The organism is Sphingobium trunci (assembly GCF_022664535.1).
GTDB lineage: Bacteria > Pseudomonadota > Alphaproteobacteria > Sphingomonadales > Sphingomonadaceae > Sphingobium.
Window position 1 is genome coordinate 1 of sequence record NZ_JAKUJY010000008.1, and the last position, 16,430, is coordinate 16,430.

Consider the following 16,430-nt stretch of genomic DNA (forward strand, 5'->3'; position numbering starts at 1 on the left):
CGGTGGTATCTACCTGCTCCGTCTGAGACGGGTATACCACAAAAAACCAGCAGAAAACAGCCGTTTACGGCACTTCCTGGCACCTCCCGGGAGAGGAAGGTGGTGACCCCTACGGGAATCGAACCCGTGTTTCAGCCGTGAAAGGGCCGCGTCCTAGACCGCTAGACGAAGGGGCCACATGCAGTTCCGCGTGGGCGTCGCTGCGAAGCGAGGCGGGCATTAGGCGGTGGCTCCGGAGCGGTCAACCCCCTTTTCGTCATGAAAATGTCGCGGAGCACAAATTTGTTTTTTCAGGCTTCAATCGGCCCAGGCGGCATCCTCCATATGCAGTTCGGCAGCGGGACGCGGCCCCCAGTCGTCGATCTTCGCCCGGCCCGCGATCCACAGCCGCCGGTCGCGAGGGGCGCCCAAAATCGCCTGTCCCAGATCGGATTCCGCCTGGCGGAAGGCGATGGTCTTGATCGAGCGACCATCGTCGCCCGCCATGACCGCGCGCAGATGGCCATTGCCCACGACGTCCGCCTTGATGACCCGCATCGGCCCCGATGCGATCAGTGGCGCAGGCCAGCCCGCGCCATAGGGACCGCCCGCATCGATGGCGGCGACGAAGTCGGGATTGACCCCCGCCGGGGCCAGCACCGCGTCGATCAGCAGGGCGCGATCGTCTCGCGCCCTGGCGACGGCAGTGGCCAGCCGATCGTCGAGAAAATCGGCCAGCGCATCGACCTTGTCCACGGCGACGGTCAGGCCTGCCGCCATGGCGTGGCCGCCGCCCGCGACCAGCAGGCCGCTATCCTTCGCCGCCAGCACCGCCGCGCCCAGATCGACGCCGGAAATGGAGCGGCCCGACCCCTTGCCCACGCCCTCCTCATCGATGGCGACGACGATGGCGGGGCGGCCCGCCTTTTCCTTGATGCGCCCGGCCACGATGCCGATCACGCCGGGGTGCCAGCCTGCACCCGACACCAGCGCCACCGCGCGGTTGCCCTGCGCGGCGAGCCGTTCCTCGGCCTCCGCCTGCACCGCCGCTTCAATGGCGCGGCGTTCTTCGTTGAGCAGGTCGAGTTCCTGCGCGATCTTCGCCGCTTCGGCCGGATCCTGCGTGGTGAGCAGCCTCACCCCCAGATCCGCCTTGCCCACGCGCCCTCCCGCATTGATGCGTGGCCCGAGCGCAAAGCCCAGATCGTGGCAAAGCGGTGCCCGCGTCAGGCGGCTGGCGTCGATCAGGGCCGAGAGACCGATATTGCGGCGCTTCGCCATGATCTTGAGACCCTGTGCCACGAATGCGCGGTTGAGGCCCTTCAATTGCGCCACGTCCGCGACCGTACCCAATGCCACGATGTCGAGCAGTTCCATCAGCGGCGGCTCGGACCGTTGCGCGAACCAGCCCCGCTTGCGCAGCACCCGGATCAGCGCAGCGCCCAGCAGGAAGGCGACGCCCACCGCCGCCAGATGACCATGGGCGGCGGCTTCCTCCGCTTCGTCGAGGCGATTGGGGTTCACCAGCGCCAGCGCTTCGGGCAGGGCGGCGGCACATTTATGATGGTCGACCACCACCACATCGACGCCCGCTTCCCTTGCCATGGCCAACGCCTCGAACGCCTGCGCGCCGCAATCGACGGTGACGATCAGGGTCGCACCCTCGCCCGCCAACCGGACTAGCGCCTCTCCCGAAGGACCATAGCCCTCCATCAGCCGGTCGGGGATATAGGGCCGCGCCGCAAGGCCCAGATCGCGCAGCAGCCGGATCAGCAGCGCCGCGCTGGTCGCGCCGTCCACATCATAATCGCCGAAGATGCGCACATCCTCCTGGCCCACCACCGCATAGGCCAGCCGCTCGGCGGCGGCGTCCATGTCGCGGAACAGGCTGGGGTCGGGCATGAAATGGCGGATGGTGGGGTTGCGGTGCGCCTCCACCGCGTCGCGCGGACAACCGCGCGCCAGCAGCAATTGCGTCACCAGATCGTCGGGCCGATAGCCCGGATCGCGCCCGTCCGCATGACCTGCGCGCCACCGCCAGGGCTGGCCGAGGATCGAACGGGTGATGTTGAGCGCGATAGTCATGAAACGGACTTAGACCGGATGGGATTCGGGCGGTAGCCCCTTCGCTTCATGACGCAGGCGGAACCGATGCAACCCGTTGCGCGTATTGTCATTCCCGCCCGCCCAATATGTACCGGAGGGCGAAGGATGAAGGGGCAAAGCGGTTTCCATGGGTCCAGGGCAGGCAAAGCGGGTTCGGCATGCCCTGGGTCTGATGATGATGGCGGCCTCCCCCCTCCCCCTCATGGCCCAGACGCCGCCGCCTTCGCCACAGCAGGAAGAACCGATCCTGCCCGACAGCGAGTTCGAGGCACGCCTGCCAAAAGTGGGTGACGCGCCTGCCGACAAAAAAGCTCCGCTGCCGTCGATCGATGAATGGATCGACCGGCAGATGCCGCAGACCAGCGCGCCGGCCGAGCTGCCGCCCGCCACCGAACCGCAGGAGGAACGGGAACTTGCCGCCCCGCTCCCGCCGCTCGACAGCGTGCAGGTGCCCTTGCAGGTCGCGACCGGCAGCAGCCCCGATGAAAAGACGCAGCCGGTCGCCTATGCGGTCAGCATCGAAGGCTTCGGCAAGACCGGGCTGGAGGATGATTTCCGGGACGCGTCTGCACTGGTCGGGGGCAAGGGCAGGGCCGACACCGCCGCCATGGTGCAGGCCCGCGCGCATGAGGATGAGGCGCTCGCCGTGCGTCTGCTCTATTCCGAAGGCTATTATGATGCGACCGCGCTGGCGTCCCTGGATCAGTCGGCGAATGGATCGCTGAAGGCGGTCGTGTCGGTGACGCCAGGCAAGCGCTACAAGATCGGCGATATCGTGATCCACGCCGGGCCGACCGTACCGCCGAACCTGATCCGGGACAGCCTGCCGCTCAAGACCGGCGACTTTATCGTCGCGGCGGCGGTCGAGGGCGCGGAGGCCAATGTCGGGGTCAAGCTGCCGGAAAATGGCTATCCCTTCGCGAAGGTCGGGCAGCGCGACATATTGCTCGATCCCGCGACGGCCACGGGCGACTACACGCTGCCGGTCGAGACCGGGCCGCGCGGATCATTCCGTGGGATCACCACCGCCGGCGAAAAACAGGCCTTCGGCGCCGATCATATGAAGGTCATCAGCCGCTTCAGGCCGGGCGAACCGTATGACAGCCGCAAGGTCGACGACCTGCGCCGGGCGCTGGTGGCAACGGGCCTGTTTTCCAGCGTGTCGGTCGATCCGGTGCGGACCAATGCGCCGGGACCGGACGGCACCGAATATGTCGACCTGAACGTCACGCAGGAGGCGGGCAAGCCGCGCACCCTGGCCGGGGAACTGGGCTATGGCACGGGGCAGGGCTTCCGTGCCGAGGGCACATGGACCCACCGCAACCTTTTCCCGCCCGAAGGCGCGGTGATCGCCAGCATCATCGCGGGCACGCAGGAACAGGGGGTGACGGGCACTTTCCGCCGCTCCAATGCAGGCAAGCGCGACAGGACTTTCCAGGCAGGCGCGTCGCTCAATCACCAGAATTACGACGCCTATGAAGCCTATACCGCCGGTCTCAACATCGGCTGGTCGCGCCAGTCCACGCCGATCTTCCAGAAACGCTGGACCTACAGCTATGGCGCGGAGGTGCTGCTGACGAACGAGCAGGTGGTGGTCGATCCGGCGACGGCGGACAAGATGCGGCGCACCTATTTCATCGGCGGCCTGCCGATGCAGCTTGGCTATGACCGGTCCAACGACCTGCTGAATCCGACCCGGGGTTTCCGCGCCAACCTCCGCGCCGAGCCGGAGGGGTCGTTGCAGGGCAATTTCTCGCCCTATCTGCGCGCCACCTTCGACCTGACCGGCTATTATCCGTTGTCCGACGGCCTCGTCATCGCAGGGCGTACCCGGATCGGGACGATCAGCGGGGTGGCGCGCGACGATATCGCTCCGTCGCGGCGCATCTATGCGGGCGGCGGTGGATCGGTGCGCGGCTTTGGCTATCAGCAGCTGGGGCCGAAGGACGTCAAAAACGATCCGATCGGCGGCCGGTCCGTCAATGAATTCGCGGTCGAGGGCCGCTATCGCTTCGGCGATTATGGCCTGGTCGCCTTCGTCGATGCGGGCCAGGTCTATGAAAGCTCCATACCGCAATTTTCCAACATCCGCTATGGCGTCGGCGTCGGCGGGCGCTTCTACACCAATTTCGGCCCGTTTCGCGCGGACATCGCCATGCCGGTCAACCGGCAGCCGGGCGAGTCCAGATTCACCCTCTATATCGGCATCGGGCAGGCCTTCTGATGGCAGAGGACAGCGTCATCATCCGCCAACCACGCCCGCTCTGGCAGAAGGTGGTGCTGGGTGCGACCGGCCTGATCGCCGGCCTGCTGGTGCTGGTCGCCGGACTGCTGCTGTTCCTCAACACCCAGCCGGGGAAAAAATTCCTCATCCGCCAGATCGCCGCGCTCAAGCTGGAATCCGGCATGGCGATCGAGGTCGGGCGGATCGACGGGTCGATCTACAGCGACATGACCATCCACAATCTGGTGCTGCGCGACCCCAAGGGGATCTTCGCCGTCAGCCCCCGCGTCCATGTGGTGTGGAGCCCCTTCCGCTACATCGACAACCATATTTCGGTGCGGCTGCTGGAAAGCCCGCTGGTGGTGCTGGCCCGCAGCCCGCGGTTCAACGTCACCAGTACCGATCCCAATGCGCCGATCCTGCCCGACCTCGACATCGACGTCGACCGGCTGAAGATCGCCCGCTTCCTCGTCGCCAAGCCGGTGATCGGCCAGAAGCGTGAGATCGCGATCGACGGCGTCACCCACATATCCGACGGCCGCGCCATCCTGTCGGCCGATGCCGTGGTGGACAGCGGCGATCGTTTGCAGGCCCATCTCGACGCCGTGCCCGCGCAGAACCGCCTCGCCATGAAGGGCACGCTCACCGCGCCCAGGGGTGGCGTGATCGCGGCGATGAGCGGCCTGACCGACGGATTCACCGCGACGCTGGACGGCAAGGGAACGTGGCAGGCCTGGGACGGGCGGATGGTCGCGACATCGGGCAAGGGCGAGTTGGCGAACATCGCGCTGGTCGCCCGGAACGGAAATTTCGCCGCCAGGGGACCGGTGCGGCCGGGGCTGGTCTTCGCCGGGACGGTCGACCGTCTGACCGCCCCGCAACTGGATGTGGACCTGTTGGCGGGGCTCAACCAGCGGCGTGTGAACCTCAGGGGATCATTGAAGTCGCCTGCCCTCTCCGCCACTGCACAGGGGCTGATCGACCTCGGCAAGAGCCGGTTCAGCGCGCTGAAGATCGATGCCGCCCTGCTGACCCCCGGCGCGATCATGGAGAAGGTGAAGGGGCAGGACGTCCGCGCCTCCGTCATTCTCGACGGCCCGATGGCGACGCCCTTCATCGACTATGACATCAGCGCCAGACATCTTGCCTTCGACGCCACCGGCATTGACGATCTGAAGGCCAGCGGGCGCGCGGTCATCGATGCCGACCGTATCCGCATCCCGGTCAGCGCCACCGCCAGCCGCGTGACCGGCCTCAACGCTGCGGCGGGTGGTCTCCTGCAAAATCTTCGCGTCAAGGGCGACTTTGCCTATGCGGCGGGCAAGCTCATCAGCGACAATCTCAAGATCGACAGCGACCGGGTGGACGCCACCGCCATCGTGCTGGCCGATCTGGACAAGGCCATGTATCGCGGCGCGCTCAAGGGCCGGGTCAATGACTATAAAATCGACGGCGTCGGCATCGTCAACCTCAACACCGATGTTCATCTGGTGCCGGGGCCGAGGGGCAGCTTCGGTCTGGACGGCAGGTTCGGGGTGCGCACGGCCCGCTGGGACAATGCGTCGGTCCGCGATTTCCTGGGCGGCAATGCGGTCCTGTCCGGGCGCATCGGCATGACGCCTGAGGGCAGGTTCACCCTCGCCGGTCTCAAGGGCGCGGCGCCCAATTTTCAGGTCCATTCGGGATCGGGCAGCTATGACACGGATGGCGCGATCGCGTTCGACGCCAGCGCATCCTCCCGCCAATATGGCCCGCTCGCGCTGACCGTGCGCGGCACGATGGAGCGTCCACAGGCCGTGTTACGCGCCGCCCGTCCCCATGTCGGCGTGCAACTCCAGGACGTGGTGGCAAAGCTTCATGGCGAGGCGGGGGGCTATCGGCTCGAAACCACGGGCGGCTCGCCCTACGGCCCCTTCTTCGCCAATGTGCTGATCCGCACGGCGAAAGGCCCGCTCACCATCGACATCACGAAAGCCCGCTTCGCCGGAGTCGACATGAACGGCACGGTGCGGCAAAGCGCCGCCGGTCCCTTCACCGGCCAGCTGGCGATGAACGGGTCGGGCATCACCGGCACGGCCCGGCTGACGGCGGTGGGCAAGGCGCAGGGCGCCCAGCTCAACGCCACCGCCAGCAATGCGAAATTGCCCGGAGAGGCGGATGTGGTGATCGGCCGCGCGCTGATCGCGGCGAACATGGTGCTGACCGATCAGCCGCAGATCAGCGCCGATGTGCAGATGGCCAATGCCGCCTATGGCGATTATGTGGTGCGCAAGGCCCGCGGCCGGATCGACTATCAGGGCGGACGCGGGCGGGCGCAACTGGTCGCGGACGGATCGACCGGCGTGCCCTTTTCGCTGGCCGTGAACGCCGCGCTGCGCCCGACGCTCTACGCCGTGGCGCTGGACGGCAAGGCGAGCAACATCCCCTTCCGCTTCGCCCAGCCCGCCATCGTCCGCATCGAAAGGACGGGATATCGCCTGGAACCCGCGACGCTGGTGCTGCCGCAGGGCCGGGTGGACCTGGCCGGGCGCTTCGGCGACCAGAGCGCGATGCAGGCGCGCTTCAAGGATTTCGACCTCGCCATCGTCAACATGGCGTCGCCGGGCATCGGCATCAGCGGCAAGGCCACCGGCACGCTGGACTTCGCCCGGAGCGGCAACGCCTTCCCCACCGCGACCACGCGCCTGGCGATCAGCGATTTCCGCCGGTCCAGCCTGACCGCCGTGTCCGATCCGGTGTCGATGGCGATCGAGGGCAAGCTGTCCGGCGCGGGCAGCGACATGCGCGGCCTCATCCGGCGCGGCAATGCGACGCTGGGCCGCTTCGTCGCGACGCTCGCCCCGCCGGGACCGGGCGCGAGCTGGAGCGAACAGTTGCAGTCCGCACCTCTGGGCGGGGGCATCCGCTATGCCGGGCCAGCCGATGTCCTGTTCTCCTTCGCGGGCCAGGCCGACCAGCAACTGACCGGCCCGATCGCGGTCGCGGCGGATTTCGGCGGCCGTCTGAGCGCGCCGCGGCTGAACGGCATCGTCCGCGCCAATGCGCTGACCTATGAGAATGAGACGTTCGGTACCCGCGTCACCCAGATGCGGCTCGACGGGCGCTTCACCAACGACCGGCTGGAGCTGCGCGACTTTTCGGGCCGGGCGGGCGACGGCACGGTGCAGGCGAGCGGCACGGTGGGCCTTGCGGCGGACAGCGGCTATCCCATGGACATTGCGGTGAAGCTGGACCGCGCCCGCCTGGCCCGTAGCGAAGCGATTACCAGCGTGGTCAGCGGCACGCTCAACATCACCAACAGCGCGGCCGATGGCGGGCTGATCAGGGGCGATCTCTCGCTGCCCGAAACCCGCTATCGCGTGGCGTGGCAGGGCGGCACCGACATCCGCCAGTTGACCGGGGTGCGGCGCAAGGGTGAGGGCACCGACCTGCTCGACCAGCGGCTCGCCGCACGGCAGACGGCCGCCAGGCCGACGACATGGAAGCTGGATGTCCGGGTCCGTGCCGACAATGAGATTTACGTGACCGGCATGGGCCTCGATTCCGAATGGAAGACGGACATGCGCGTCACCGGCACCGCCTCCGACCCGCGCGTGGTCGGCAGGATCGAGGTGATCCGGGGCCGCTACAGCTTCTCGGGCCATCAGTTCGATCTGGAACAGGGCGTCATCACCTTCAACGGGCCGATGATGAACCCGGTGCTGGCGATCCGCGCCGAAACGAAGATCAATGATGTGACCGCGGGCATTGCCGTGGGCGGCACGGCGCAGCAGCCGGACATCGCCTTCGTCTCGACGCCGGCCCTGCCGCAGGACGAAATCCTTGCCCGCATCCTGTTCGGCGACAATGTCGCGAACCTCAGTGCCACGCAGGCGATCCAGCTTGCCGCCGCGCTGAACGGACTGCGCGGGGGCGGCGGGGGATTGAATCCCATGGGCAAGCTGCAAAATGCCTCCGGCGTCGATCGCATCGGCATTGTCGGCGGCGACGAGGCGACCGGGCGCGGCACATCGCTGGCGGTCGGGCAGCATATCTCCAACAATATCTATGTGGAGGTGATCACCGATCCCAAGGGCTTCACCGCGACCCAGCTCGAAATCTCGCTGTCCAGGACGTTGAGCCTCTTGTCGAAGACGGGCACCAATGCGGGATCGTCCGCGAACCTGCGCTATTCGAAGGATTATTGAACCCGTCCGGCTATCCGCATGTGCCGGGCAATTCGGATGCCGCCGCCACCGCAGCCGACTGTTCCGGCGCGCGGCGGGGCGTCTCCATCCGGTTGACGCCGCAGACCGATTGACAGTCGCCCTGCTTGGCGCAAAAAGAACAAATCAGGAACAAATGCTATGACCGAGTCGGTGAAGACCCTCGCTGCCTTACGGCGGCATATCGCATCGCTGGACGGGATTCCAGCCGCGCAGACCTGCGCCCGGGTGGCGACGGGGCATGCGCCGCTCGATCAGGCGCTGGACGGCGGACTGGCACGCGGCCGGGTGCATGAGTTTTTCGCCACTGCGGAAGAGGAGGGCGCAGCGGCCGGACTGGCGCTGATCCTGGCGCGGCTGGCGGCAGGCGAAGCGCCGCTGCTCTGGTTGCGGACGGCAGCGGCGGGGCGCGTCGGCGGCATGCCCTATGGTCCGGGCTTGGCCGCGCTGGGGATCGATCCCGAACGGTTGCTGATCGGCATGATGGCGGATGACGCCATGCTGCTGCGCGCCGCGGTGGATGGATTGCGCTGCCCTGCCCTGGGCGCGCTGGTGGTGGAATTGCGGGGACGGGCGCCCTTGCTCGACCTGACGGCCAGCCGCCGGCTGGCGCTGGCGGCGGAAGAATCGGGCGTGACGCCGCTGCTGGTCCGGCTGGGCGGTGACCCGGTGCCGAGCGCGGCCGATACGCGATGGCGGGTGGCGGCTGCGCCTTCACTTCCCCTGCCGGGAAATGGGCCGGGCATGAGCGTTTTCGACCTGCATCTGCTGCGGCGGCGGGCGGGACGGGATGGGCTGCATTGGCGGCTTGCATGGGACAATGGCCGGGGCGTGTTTGAAGAGATGGGAGGTGGGCGCGATGAACGCCATGACCTTGGACAGCAGCACAGCGGGAGACATGATCGCCCAGCGCCGCTACCTGGCGCTGTGGTTCCCCTTCCTGCCGATCGACCGGCTGCGGATCGCGCGGCCTGAGCTTTGGGGTTCGCCGGGTGACGGGCCTGCGGTCGTCGTCGAACCCGTGCGTGGCGCCATGCGGCTGGCGACGCTGGACGCCGATGCGCTGGCGCTGGGACTGACCCCTGGCATGACGCTGGCCGATGCACGCGCCCGCGAGCCCGATCTGCGCGTGTTCGATGCCGACTCCCATGCCGATCAGGATTGGCTGGAACGGCTATGCGACGGTTCCGCCCGCTATACGCCGCTGGCGGCACTCGATTCCCCCTTCGGCCTGATGCTCGACATCAGCGGCTGCGCGCATCTCTGGGGCGGCGAGGAAGCGCTGGCGCGCGAGGCCGCCGACCGGCTGGAGCGGCATGGCATGCGGGTGCGCCACGCGCTGGCCGGAACGGCGGAGGGCGCGCATGCGCTGTGCCGCTTCCCGGTCGGCGCGGCGGCGGATGAGGATGCGGCCCTGCGCCGCCTGCCCGTCGAGGCCTTGCGGCTGGAGGAGGAGGAGAGCGCGGTGGCGCTGCGCCGGGCGGGGCTGCGCACCGTGGGCGATCTGGCGGCGCGCCCGGCGGCGGTGCTGGCGGCGCGTTTCGGGGAGGAAGCGGTGGATGCCCTGCATGCGCTGCTGGGGCTGGGGCGGCGGCCGCTCGCGCCCCGGCGGCCGCGCCCGGCGATCCGGATCGAACGGCGCTTTGCCGAACCCATGGGCAGCACGGCCTTTGCGCTGAAGACATTGACGGACATGGCGGCGGAGGCTGGCGAAAGGCTGGGCGAACGCGGGCAAGGCGGCCGCCGGTTCGAGGTGGTGTTCTTCCGCAGCGACGGCCTGGCCTTCCCGCTGCGGGTCGAAACCAGCCTGCCGGTGCGCGATGCGCCCGCGATCATGCGGCTGGTGCAGGAACGGATCGAGGCATTGTCCGATCCGCTCGATCCGGGTTTCGGCTTCGACATGCTGCGCCTCACCGTTCCGCAGGCCGAGCCGATGGCGCCGACCCAATTGGCGCTGGAGGGCGGCGAGGCCCGTCGCGAGGAAAGCGTCGCGGCGCTGGTCGACCGGCTGTCGATCCGGGCGGGGCGGGCGCGCATCCAGCGGCTTCACCCAGGCGACAGTCATATCCCCGAACAGGCCCAACTCGCCCTCCCTGCGGTGGAGAGCCGTCCGCCGCTGAACTGGCCGCAGCGGCAGGAGCCAGGCGATCCGCCAATGCGGCCACTGCATCTGTTCGATCCGCCCCAGCCGATCGAAGTGGTGGCGCAGGTGCCCGACGGCCCCCCGCATCGCTTCCGCTGGCGCCGTGCCAGCCATGAAGTGACCCGCTATGAGGGGCCGGAGCGGATCGCGCCCGAATGGTGGACGGCCAAGGACGGCACATTGGAGAGCGAAAGCGCGGGACTGACGCGCGACTATTACCGGGTCGAGGATGCGCGCGGGCGGCGCTACTGGATTTTCCGCAATGGCCTTTACGGGACGGAGGCGGTGCATCCGGGCTGGTATATCCATGGCCTGTTCGCATGAAAGGGCGCGGCAAAGGCCCCGATCCTGCCAAGCCCAAATCCACCGACCGGCGGGAATGGAACGCGCTGGAGGCGGCGCGTAGGCAAAGCAGGAGCCATGAGTCTCCCCCAGCCATGCCTTCGGCAGCCCCTTCTTTCGCGGAGGTGGGCGTCATGAGCAATTACAGCTTCCTGCACGGCGCTTCGCATCCATCCGATCTCATCGCAAGGGCGATCGAACTGGGGCTGCATACGATCGGCCTTGCCGACCGCAATAGCGTGGCGGGCGTGGTGCGCGCTCATGTCGCGCTGCGGGATGCCCCCGCCAAGGCACGGGAAGCATGGAGCGACAGAAAGAAGGAAAGAGGAGAACCGCCGGAGCTGACCGAAAAAGAACGAGCGGCCTGCGAAACCGATTTGCGGCTGATCGTTGGAGCCAGGCTGGTTTTTGTCGACGGGACGCCGGATATTCTTGCCTATCCCACCAGCCGTCCGGGTTGGGGACGGCTTACGCGTTTGCTGACCCGTGGGAACATGCAGGCGGTCAAGGGCGACTGCATCCTGCGCCTGGACGATCTGATCGCGCATCTGCAGGACATGCAACTGATCGTCTTTCCCTTTTCCACGGCACGACTGCAACAAGCGCACGCTTCCCCCCCGGATTATCCTTTTGCCGATCCTGAACCGGAAGGAGGCTTTCCCCATCTGCGACTGGTGTCCTCCTCCCTACCGCCGATGGACTGGATCGAGACGCTGCATTTGCTGAAAGACAAGGCGCCCGGACGGGTCTGGCTGGGGCTTAGCCTGGGTTATCAGGGGCGAGATGCGCGGCATATCGCAAATATGCAGAAGGTCGCGACGGAACTGGATGTGCCGCTGCTGGCCAGCAATGACATTCTCTATGCAGAGCCATCGGCAAGGCCCTTGCAGGATGTGTTGAGCTGCATCCGGGAAGGGGTGACGCTGAAGGATGCGGGGCGCAGGCTGGAAGCGAATGCGGAACGCCATTTGAAATCCCCGGCGGAAATGGCCCGGTTGTTTGCCGCATGTCCGCAGGCGATTGCGGAAACCGTCCGCTTTGCGGAAGGCGTCGATTTCCGTCTGACCGACCTTCAATATGAATATCCCCATGAGCCGGTTCCTCCGGGGTGGTTGCCGGACGACTGGTTGGAAAATCTGGTTCGCAGGCGAGCCAGGCGGCGCTATGGCCGCCGATTGCCACCCAAGGTCAGGGCATTGATCGGACAGGAACTCAGGCTGATCCGTAACCGGAATTACACCTATTATTTCCTGACCGTTTACGATCTGGTGCGCTTCGCGCGCGCGCAGAAGCCGCCCATCCTCTGCCAGGGACGGGGGTCGGCAGCCAATTCGATCGTCTGCTTCCTGCTGGATGTGACGTCCATCGATCCATTGCGGCATGACCTGCTCTTTTCCCGTTTCGTGTCGGAAGAACGCAATGAGCCGCCCGACATCGACGTCGATTTCGAACATGAACGGCGCGAGGAAGTGATGCAGCATATCTACCGCCGTTATGGACGGGAACGGGCGGGCATCACCGCAACCGTCATCCACTATCGGTCGCGCAGTGCCCTGAGGGAAGTGGCGAAGGCGCTGGGACTGAGCGAAGATGTCGTGACGCGCCTTTCCAGCACGATATGGGGCAGCTATTCCGGCGATCTGGGCGATGCGCGTTTCAGGGATGCAGGCTTCGGGCTGGAGAATCCGGAAATCATGCGGTTGCGGGCCTTGGTCGAGCAATTGATCGAGGCGCCTTTCCCCCGGCATCTTTCGCAGCATGTCGGCGGTTTCGTACTCACCCACAACCGGCTCGATGAGACGGTTCCGATCCATAATGCCGCCATGCCGGATCGCAGCTTCATCGAATGGGACAAGGATGACATCGATGCTCTCGGCCTGATGAAGGTCGATGTGTTGGCGCTCGGCATGTTGAGTTGCATTCGCCGCGCCTTCGACCTGATGCGGGAGCAGGGGCTGGGCGACCATCAGTTGACGGTCGATCTGGAGGCAGGGGATGAACAGGTCTATGCCATGCTCGGCAAGGGTGACAGCATCGGCGTTTTTCAGGTGGAAAGCCGGGCGCAGATCAACATGTTGCCGCGCCTGAAACCGCGCAATCTCTATGATCTGACCGTGCAGGTCGCGATCGTCCGGCCGGGGCCGATCGAAGGCGACATGGTGCATCCCTATTTGCGACGGCGCTGTGGTGAGGAAAAGGTCGACTATCCCCGACCGTCGCCGGAACATGGGCCGCCCGATGAGCTGAAAAAATTGCTGGGCGATACCTATGGCGTTCCCCTGTTTCAGGAACAGGCGATGAAATTGGCGATCGTGGCTGCCGGTTTCTCTTCCTCGGAGGCGGACGCTCTACGCCGTGCCATGGCGACCTTCCGCAATGTCGGGACCATCCACCATTTCCGGGAAAAGATGGTCAGGGGCATGGTGGCGCGCGGCTATGAAGCCGAGTTCGCCCAGCGCTGCTTCAAGCAGATCGAGGGTTTCGGCAGCTATGGTTTTCCCGAAAGCCATGCGCTGTCCTTTGCGCGGCTGGTCTATGTGTCGGCCTGGATCAAATGCCATCAGCCTGCCGTGTTCGCCTGCGCCCTGCTCAATTCGCAGCCCATGGGATTTTACGCGCCCGCGCAGATCGTGCGGGACGCGCGGGAGCATGGCGTCACCGTCCATGATGTCGATGTGAACATGAGCGGATGGGACAATAGGCTGGAACCGCTTTTGCGCCTGCGGGATCGCGGGCGGGGCGAGGGCGAAGGGAGGGCGATCGCCCTGCGGCTGGGGTTCCGCCAGGTCGATGGCTTTCGCGAGGATTGGGCGAAGCAACTGGTCGCCGCGCGGGCGGACGGGCTGTTCGCGGGCATCGAGGATATGGCCCGTCGCGCGCGATTGCCGGCGCGGGCCCTGCGGCTGCTGGCGGATGCCGATGCCTGCCGGTCGCTGGGACAGGACCGGCGGGCAGCCTTGTGGGAGGCGCGGCGGACGCCTTCGCATGAACTGCCCTTGTTTGCCGCCGCCAAAGTTCGTGAACTGGGCGAGGAACCGGATGCGTTGCTGCCCGCCATGGCCTTGTCGCAGCAGGTGGCGACGGATTATGCGGTGACGCGGCTGTCGCTCAAGGGGCATCCGATGCAGTTCCTGCGACCGGTCTTCGCGGCGGAGGGGGTACTGAGTTGCGCGGAGGCGGCGGCGGCGAAGAACGGCGCGCTGGTCAAGACGGCGGGTGTCGTGCTGGTACGGCAGCGGCCGGGCAAGGGCAACGCGATCTTCATCACGATCGAGGATGAGACGGGGATCACCAATATCCTGCTTTGGGCACGATTGTTCGAAAGGCAGCGAAGGCCGGTCATGGCCTCGCGGCTGATGCTGGTGGAGGGGGAAGTCCAACGCAGCAGGGAAGGTGTCGTCCACCTGATGGCCAGCCGGATTCACGATCGCAGCGCTGAAATGGCGCGCCTGACCGAAGGGTTGGGGGAAGGGACCGGCCGGTCCCGGCATCGGCGCCCAGCCGGACATCCGCGCAATGTCCGGATCTTGCCGCAATCCCGGGATTTTCATTGAGAAAGCGCAATGCCGGTTTGCCGCCGGAAGCGGGACATTGCATCCTGCCCGCGCGATAGCTTGGGAAGGGAGAGCGCAGCAGAAGCTCGTAGTGGAAGGCAGAGCCTGTACGGCGCAGGTCGTTCCACTTCCCCCTCCACATGCTTCGCATGGTCCCCCTCCCCATCTCCCGATGGGGAGGATTCCGGAAGATGCGTCTCCTCCCTCCATCTGACATCGACCAAAAAGGTAAAAGGCCCGCCGCGCCAGTCGCGCAGCGGGCCTTTTCAGTGCATGAAGCAGCAGGCGGGCAGAGCGGCGCCGAAGCCCTCCGGTTGATCTGGCCGAAGGACTGGATCAGCGCTTATTCGCCATCATCCTCCGCTTCGGGTCCGGCCATCATCCCTTCGGCGACTTCCTCGGTCTTGCCGCGGATCGCCTTCTCCAGCTTGTCCGCCAGTTCGGGATGTTCTTTCAGATAGGTTTTGGCATTCTCCCGGCCCTGACCGATGCGGATCGAGTCATAGGAGAACCAGGCGCCCGATTTCTCGACCAGACCGGCCTTCACGCCGATGTCGAGCAGTTCGCCGATCTTGGACACGCCCTCGCCATACATGATGTCGAATTCGACCTGCTTGAAGGGCGGGGCGACCTTGTTCTTGACCACCTTCACCCGGGTCGTGTTGCCGACAATATCCTCACGGTCCTTGATCTGGCCGGTGCGGCGAATGTCGAGACGGACCGAGGCGTAGAATTTGAGCGCATTGCCGCCGGTCGTGGTTTCGGGATTGCCGTACATGACGCCGATCTTCATGCGCACCTGGTTGATGAAGATCACCATGCATTTGGAGCGGGAGATCGAACCGGTCAGCTTGCGCAGCGCCTGGCTCATGAGGCGCGCCTGAAGGCCGACATGGCTGTCGCCCATTTCGCCCTCGATTTCGGCACGCGGCACCAGCGCCGCGACCGAGTCGACCACCAGCACGTCGATCGCGTTCGAACGCACCAGCGTGTCCACGATCTCCAGCGCCTGTTCGCCGGTATCGGGCTGGGAGACGATCAGTTCGTCGATATCGACGCCCAGCTTCTTGGCATAACCGGGATCGAGCGCATGTTCCGCATCGACAAAGGCCGCGATCCCGCCGCCCTTCTGCGCCTCGGCGATGGCGTGCAGCGCCAGCGTCGTCTTGCCCGAGCTTTCCGGGCCATAAATCTCGATGATGCGCCCCTTGGGCAGGCCACCGATGCCCAGCGCGATATCCAGCCCCAGCGATCCGGTCGAGATCGCCTCGATCTCGATCTTTTCGCGGCTGCCCAGCTTCATCGCCGAACCCTTGCCGAAGGCACGGTCGATCTGGGAAAGGGCCGCTTCCAATGCTTTCTGTCTGTCCATTGTCCCTGTCTTCTTGGAATCGATGAGTGAGAGCATTGCGGTCATCGGCCTATCCCCTGTCAAGCGGAACGCGCCGATTCTCTGGCGCATGGCCAGCATGTATCTTGTTTGCTCCATAAGAACAAGAGGGGAACAGAAATTTCCTACGCGACTCCCAGAACCTTGCCCAACGCCCGCTCCACCGCGCCGATGGTAAAGGGTTTGGCCAGGGTCGGACGATCCGCATGACTGCTGGGAAGATCGTCGGCCATGCCGCCCGTCGCGAAAACGAAGGGAATGCCGCTCTGGGCCAGAATGTCCGCCACGGGCCAGCTTTTCTCGCCATGCAGATTGCAGTCGACCAGCGCCGCGTCAAACCCGCCCTCACGCGCACGGGCGCAGGCTTCGTCGACGGATTCGGCAATGGCGTGCAGGCGATATCCCAGCGTGTCGAGATAATCCTCCAGCATCATGCCGATCATCGCTTCATCTTCCACGATCAGGATGGTCTTGCCGTCCGCCATGC

8 protein-coding genes and 1 tRNA gene are annotated in these 16,430 nt (G+C 66.0%); 5 read left to right on the forward strand and 4 right to left on the reverse strand.

The window, feature by feature from the left end; translation table 11 throughout:
- Positions 1–100: 100 nt before the first annotated feature.
- Together MJ601_RS09065 and recJ are read right to left on the reverse strand one after the other, a co-directional pair.
- Positions 101–176, reverse strand: a tRNA-Glu gene (locus tag MJ601_RS09065).
- A 121-nt stretch (positions 177–297) separates the two neighbouring features.
- The gene (recJ, locus tag MJ601_RS09070; RefSeq protein ID WP_242125554.1) at positions 298–2,064 is read right to left on the reverse strand and encodes a single-stranded-DNA-specific exonuclease RecJ; all 1,767 of its coding nucleotides are present in this window, start codon (positions 2,062–2,064) and stop codon (positions 298–300) included.
- A gap of 148 nt (positions 2,065–2,212) precedes the next feature.
- On the opposite strand from recJ, the gene MJ601_RS09075 reads away from it, so the two are divergent.
- The 5 genes from MJ601_RS09075 to MJ601_RS09095 all read left to right on the forward strand — a co-directional run bounded on the left by MJ601_RS09075 (position 2,213) and on the right by MJ601_RS09095 (position 14,553).
- On the forward strand, positions 2,213–4,309 hold the full coding sequence (locus MJ601_RS09075; protein ID WP_242125556.1) for an autotransporter assembly complex protein TamA: 2,097 nt from the start codon (positions 2,213–2,215) through the stop codon (positions 4,307–4,309).
- Positions 4,309–8,496, forward strand: a complete 4,188-nt coding sequence (locus MJ601_RS09080) for a translocation/assembly module TamB domain-containing protein (RefSeq protein ID WP_242125559.1) — start codon at positions 4,309–4,311, stop codon at positions 8,494–8,496. The genes MJ601_RS09075 and MJ601_RS09080 overlap by 1 nt, the downstream gene beginning before the upstream one ends.
- Before the next feature lie 159 nt (positions 8,497–8,655).
- Entirely contained in the window at positions 8,656–9,489 is an 834-nt protein-coding gene (locus MJ601_RS09085) for an ImuA family protein (RefSeq protein WP_242125560.1), read from the forward strand.
- Positions 9,383–10,981 carry a Y-family DNA polymerase gene (locus MJ601_RS09090; RefSeq protein WP_491572901.1) on the forward strand — a complete coding sequence of 533 codons (1,599 nt, stop codon included), beginning with the start codon at positions 9,383–9,385 and terminating at the stop codon, positions 10,979–10,981. The genes MJ601_RS09085 and MJ601_RS09090 overlap by 107 nt, the downstream gene beginning before the upstream one ends.
- Positions 10,978–14,553 carry an error-prone DNA polymerase gene (locus tag MJ601_RS09095; protein ID WP_242125564.1) on the forward strand — a complete coding sequence of 1,192 codons (3,576 nt, stop codon included), beginning with the start codon at positions 10,978–10,980 and terminating at the stop codon, positions 14,551–14,553. Before MJ601_RS09090 ends, MJ601_RS09095 begins: the two co-directional genes overlap by 4 nt.
- Positions 14,554–14,896: 343 nt before the next feature.
- Here the strand turns inward: MJ601_RS09095 and recA are convergent, their stop codons facing one another.
- Both recA and MJ601_RS09105 read right to left on the reverse strand, forming a co-directional pair.
- Entirely contained in the window at positions 14,897–15,970 is a 1,074-nt protein-coding gene (gene recA / locus MJ601_RS09100; protein WP_281061233.1) for a recombinase RecA, read from the reverse strand.
- Positions 15,971–16,068: 98 nt separating this feature from the next.
- The gene (locus tag MJ601_RS09105; RefSeq protein ID WP_242125569.1) at positions 16,069–16,428 is read right to left on the reverse strand and encodes a response regulator; all 360 of its coding nucleotides are present in this window, start codon (positions 16,426–16,428) and stop codon (positions 16,069–16,071) included.
- Between the last annotated feature and the right edge of the window lie 2 nt (positions 16,429–16,430).

Excerpts from the sequence above, each read along its gene's own strand:
- MJ601_RS09105 (WP_242125569.1), bottom strand. The coding sequence starts at position 16,428 with ATGGCGGACGGCAAGACCATCCTGATCGTGGAAGATGAAGCGATGATC.
- recJ (WP_242125554.1), bottom strand. The coding sequence starts at position 2,064 with ATGACTATCGCGCTCAACATCACCCGTTCGATCCTCGGCCAGCCCTGG.
- MJ601_RS09095 (WP_242125564.1), top strand. The coding sequence starts at position 10,978 with ATGAAAGGGCGCGGCAAAGGCCCCGATCCTGCCAAGCCCAAATCCACC.
- MJ601_RS09085 (WP_242125560.1), top strand. The coding sequence starts at position 8,656 with ATGACCGAGTCGGTGAAGACCCTCGCTGCCTTACGGCGGCATATCGCA.
- MJ601_RS09090 (WP_491572901.1), top strand. The coding sequence starts at position 9,383 with ATGACCTTGGACAGCAGCACAGCGGGAGACATGATCGCCCAGCGCCGC.
- MJ601_RS09080 (WP_242125559.1), top strand. The coding sequence starts at position 4,309 with ATGGCAGAGGACAGCGTCATCATCCGCCAACCACGCCCGCTCTGGCAG.
- recA (WP_281061233.1), bottom strand. The coding sequence starts at position 15,970 with ATGACCGCAATGCTCTCACTCATCGATTCCAAGAAGACAGGGACAATG.
- MJ601_RS09075 (WP_242125556.1), top strand. The coding sequence starts at position 2,213 with ATGGGTCCAGGGCAGGCAAAGCGGGTTCGGCATGCCCTGGGTCTGATG.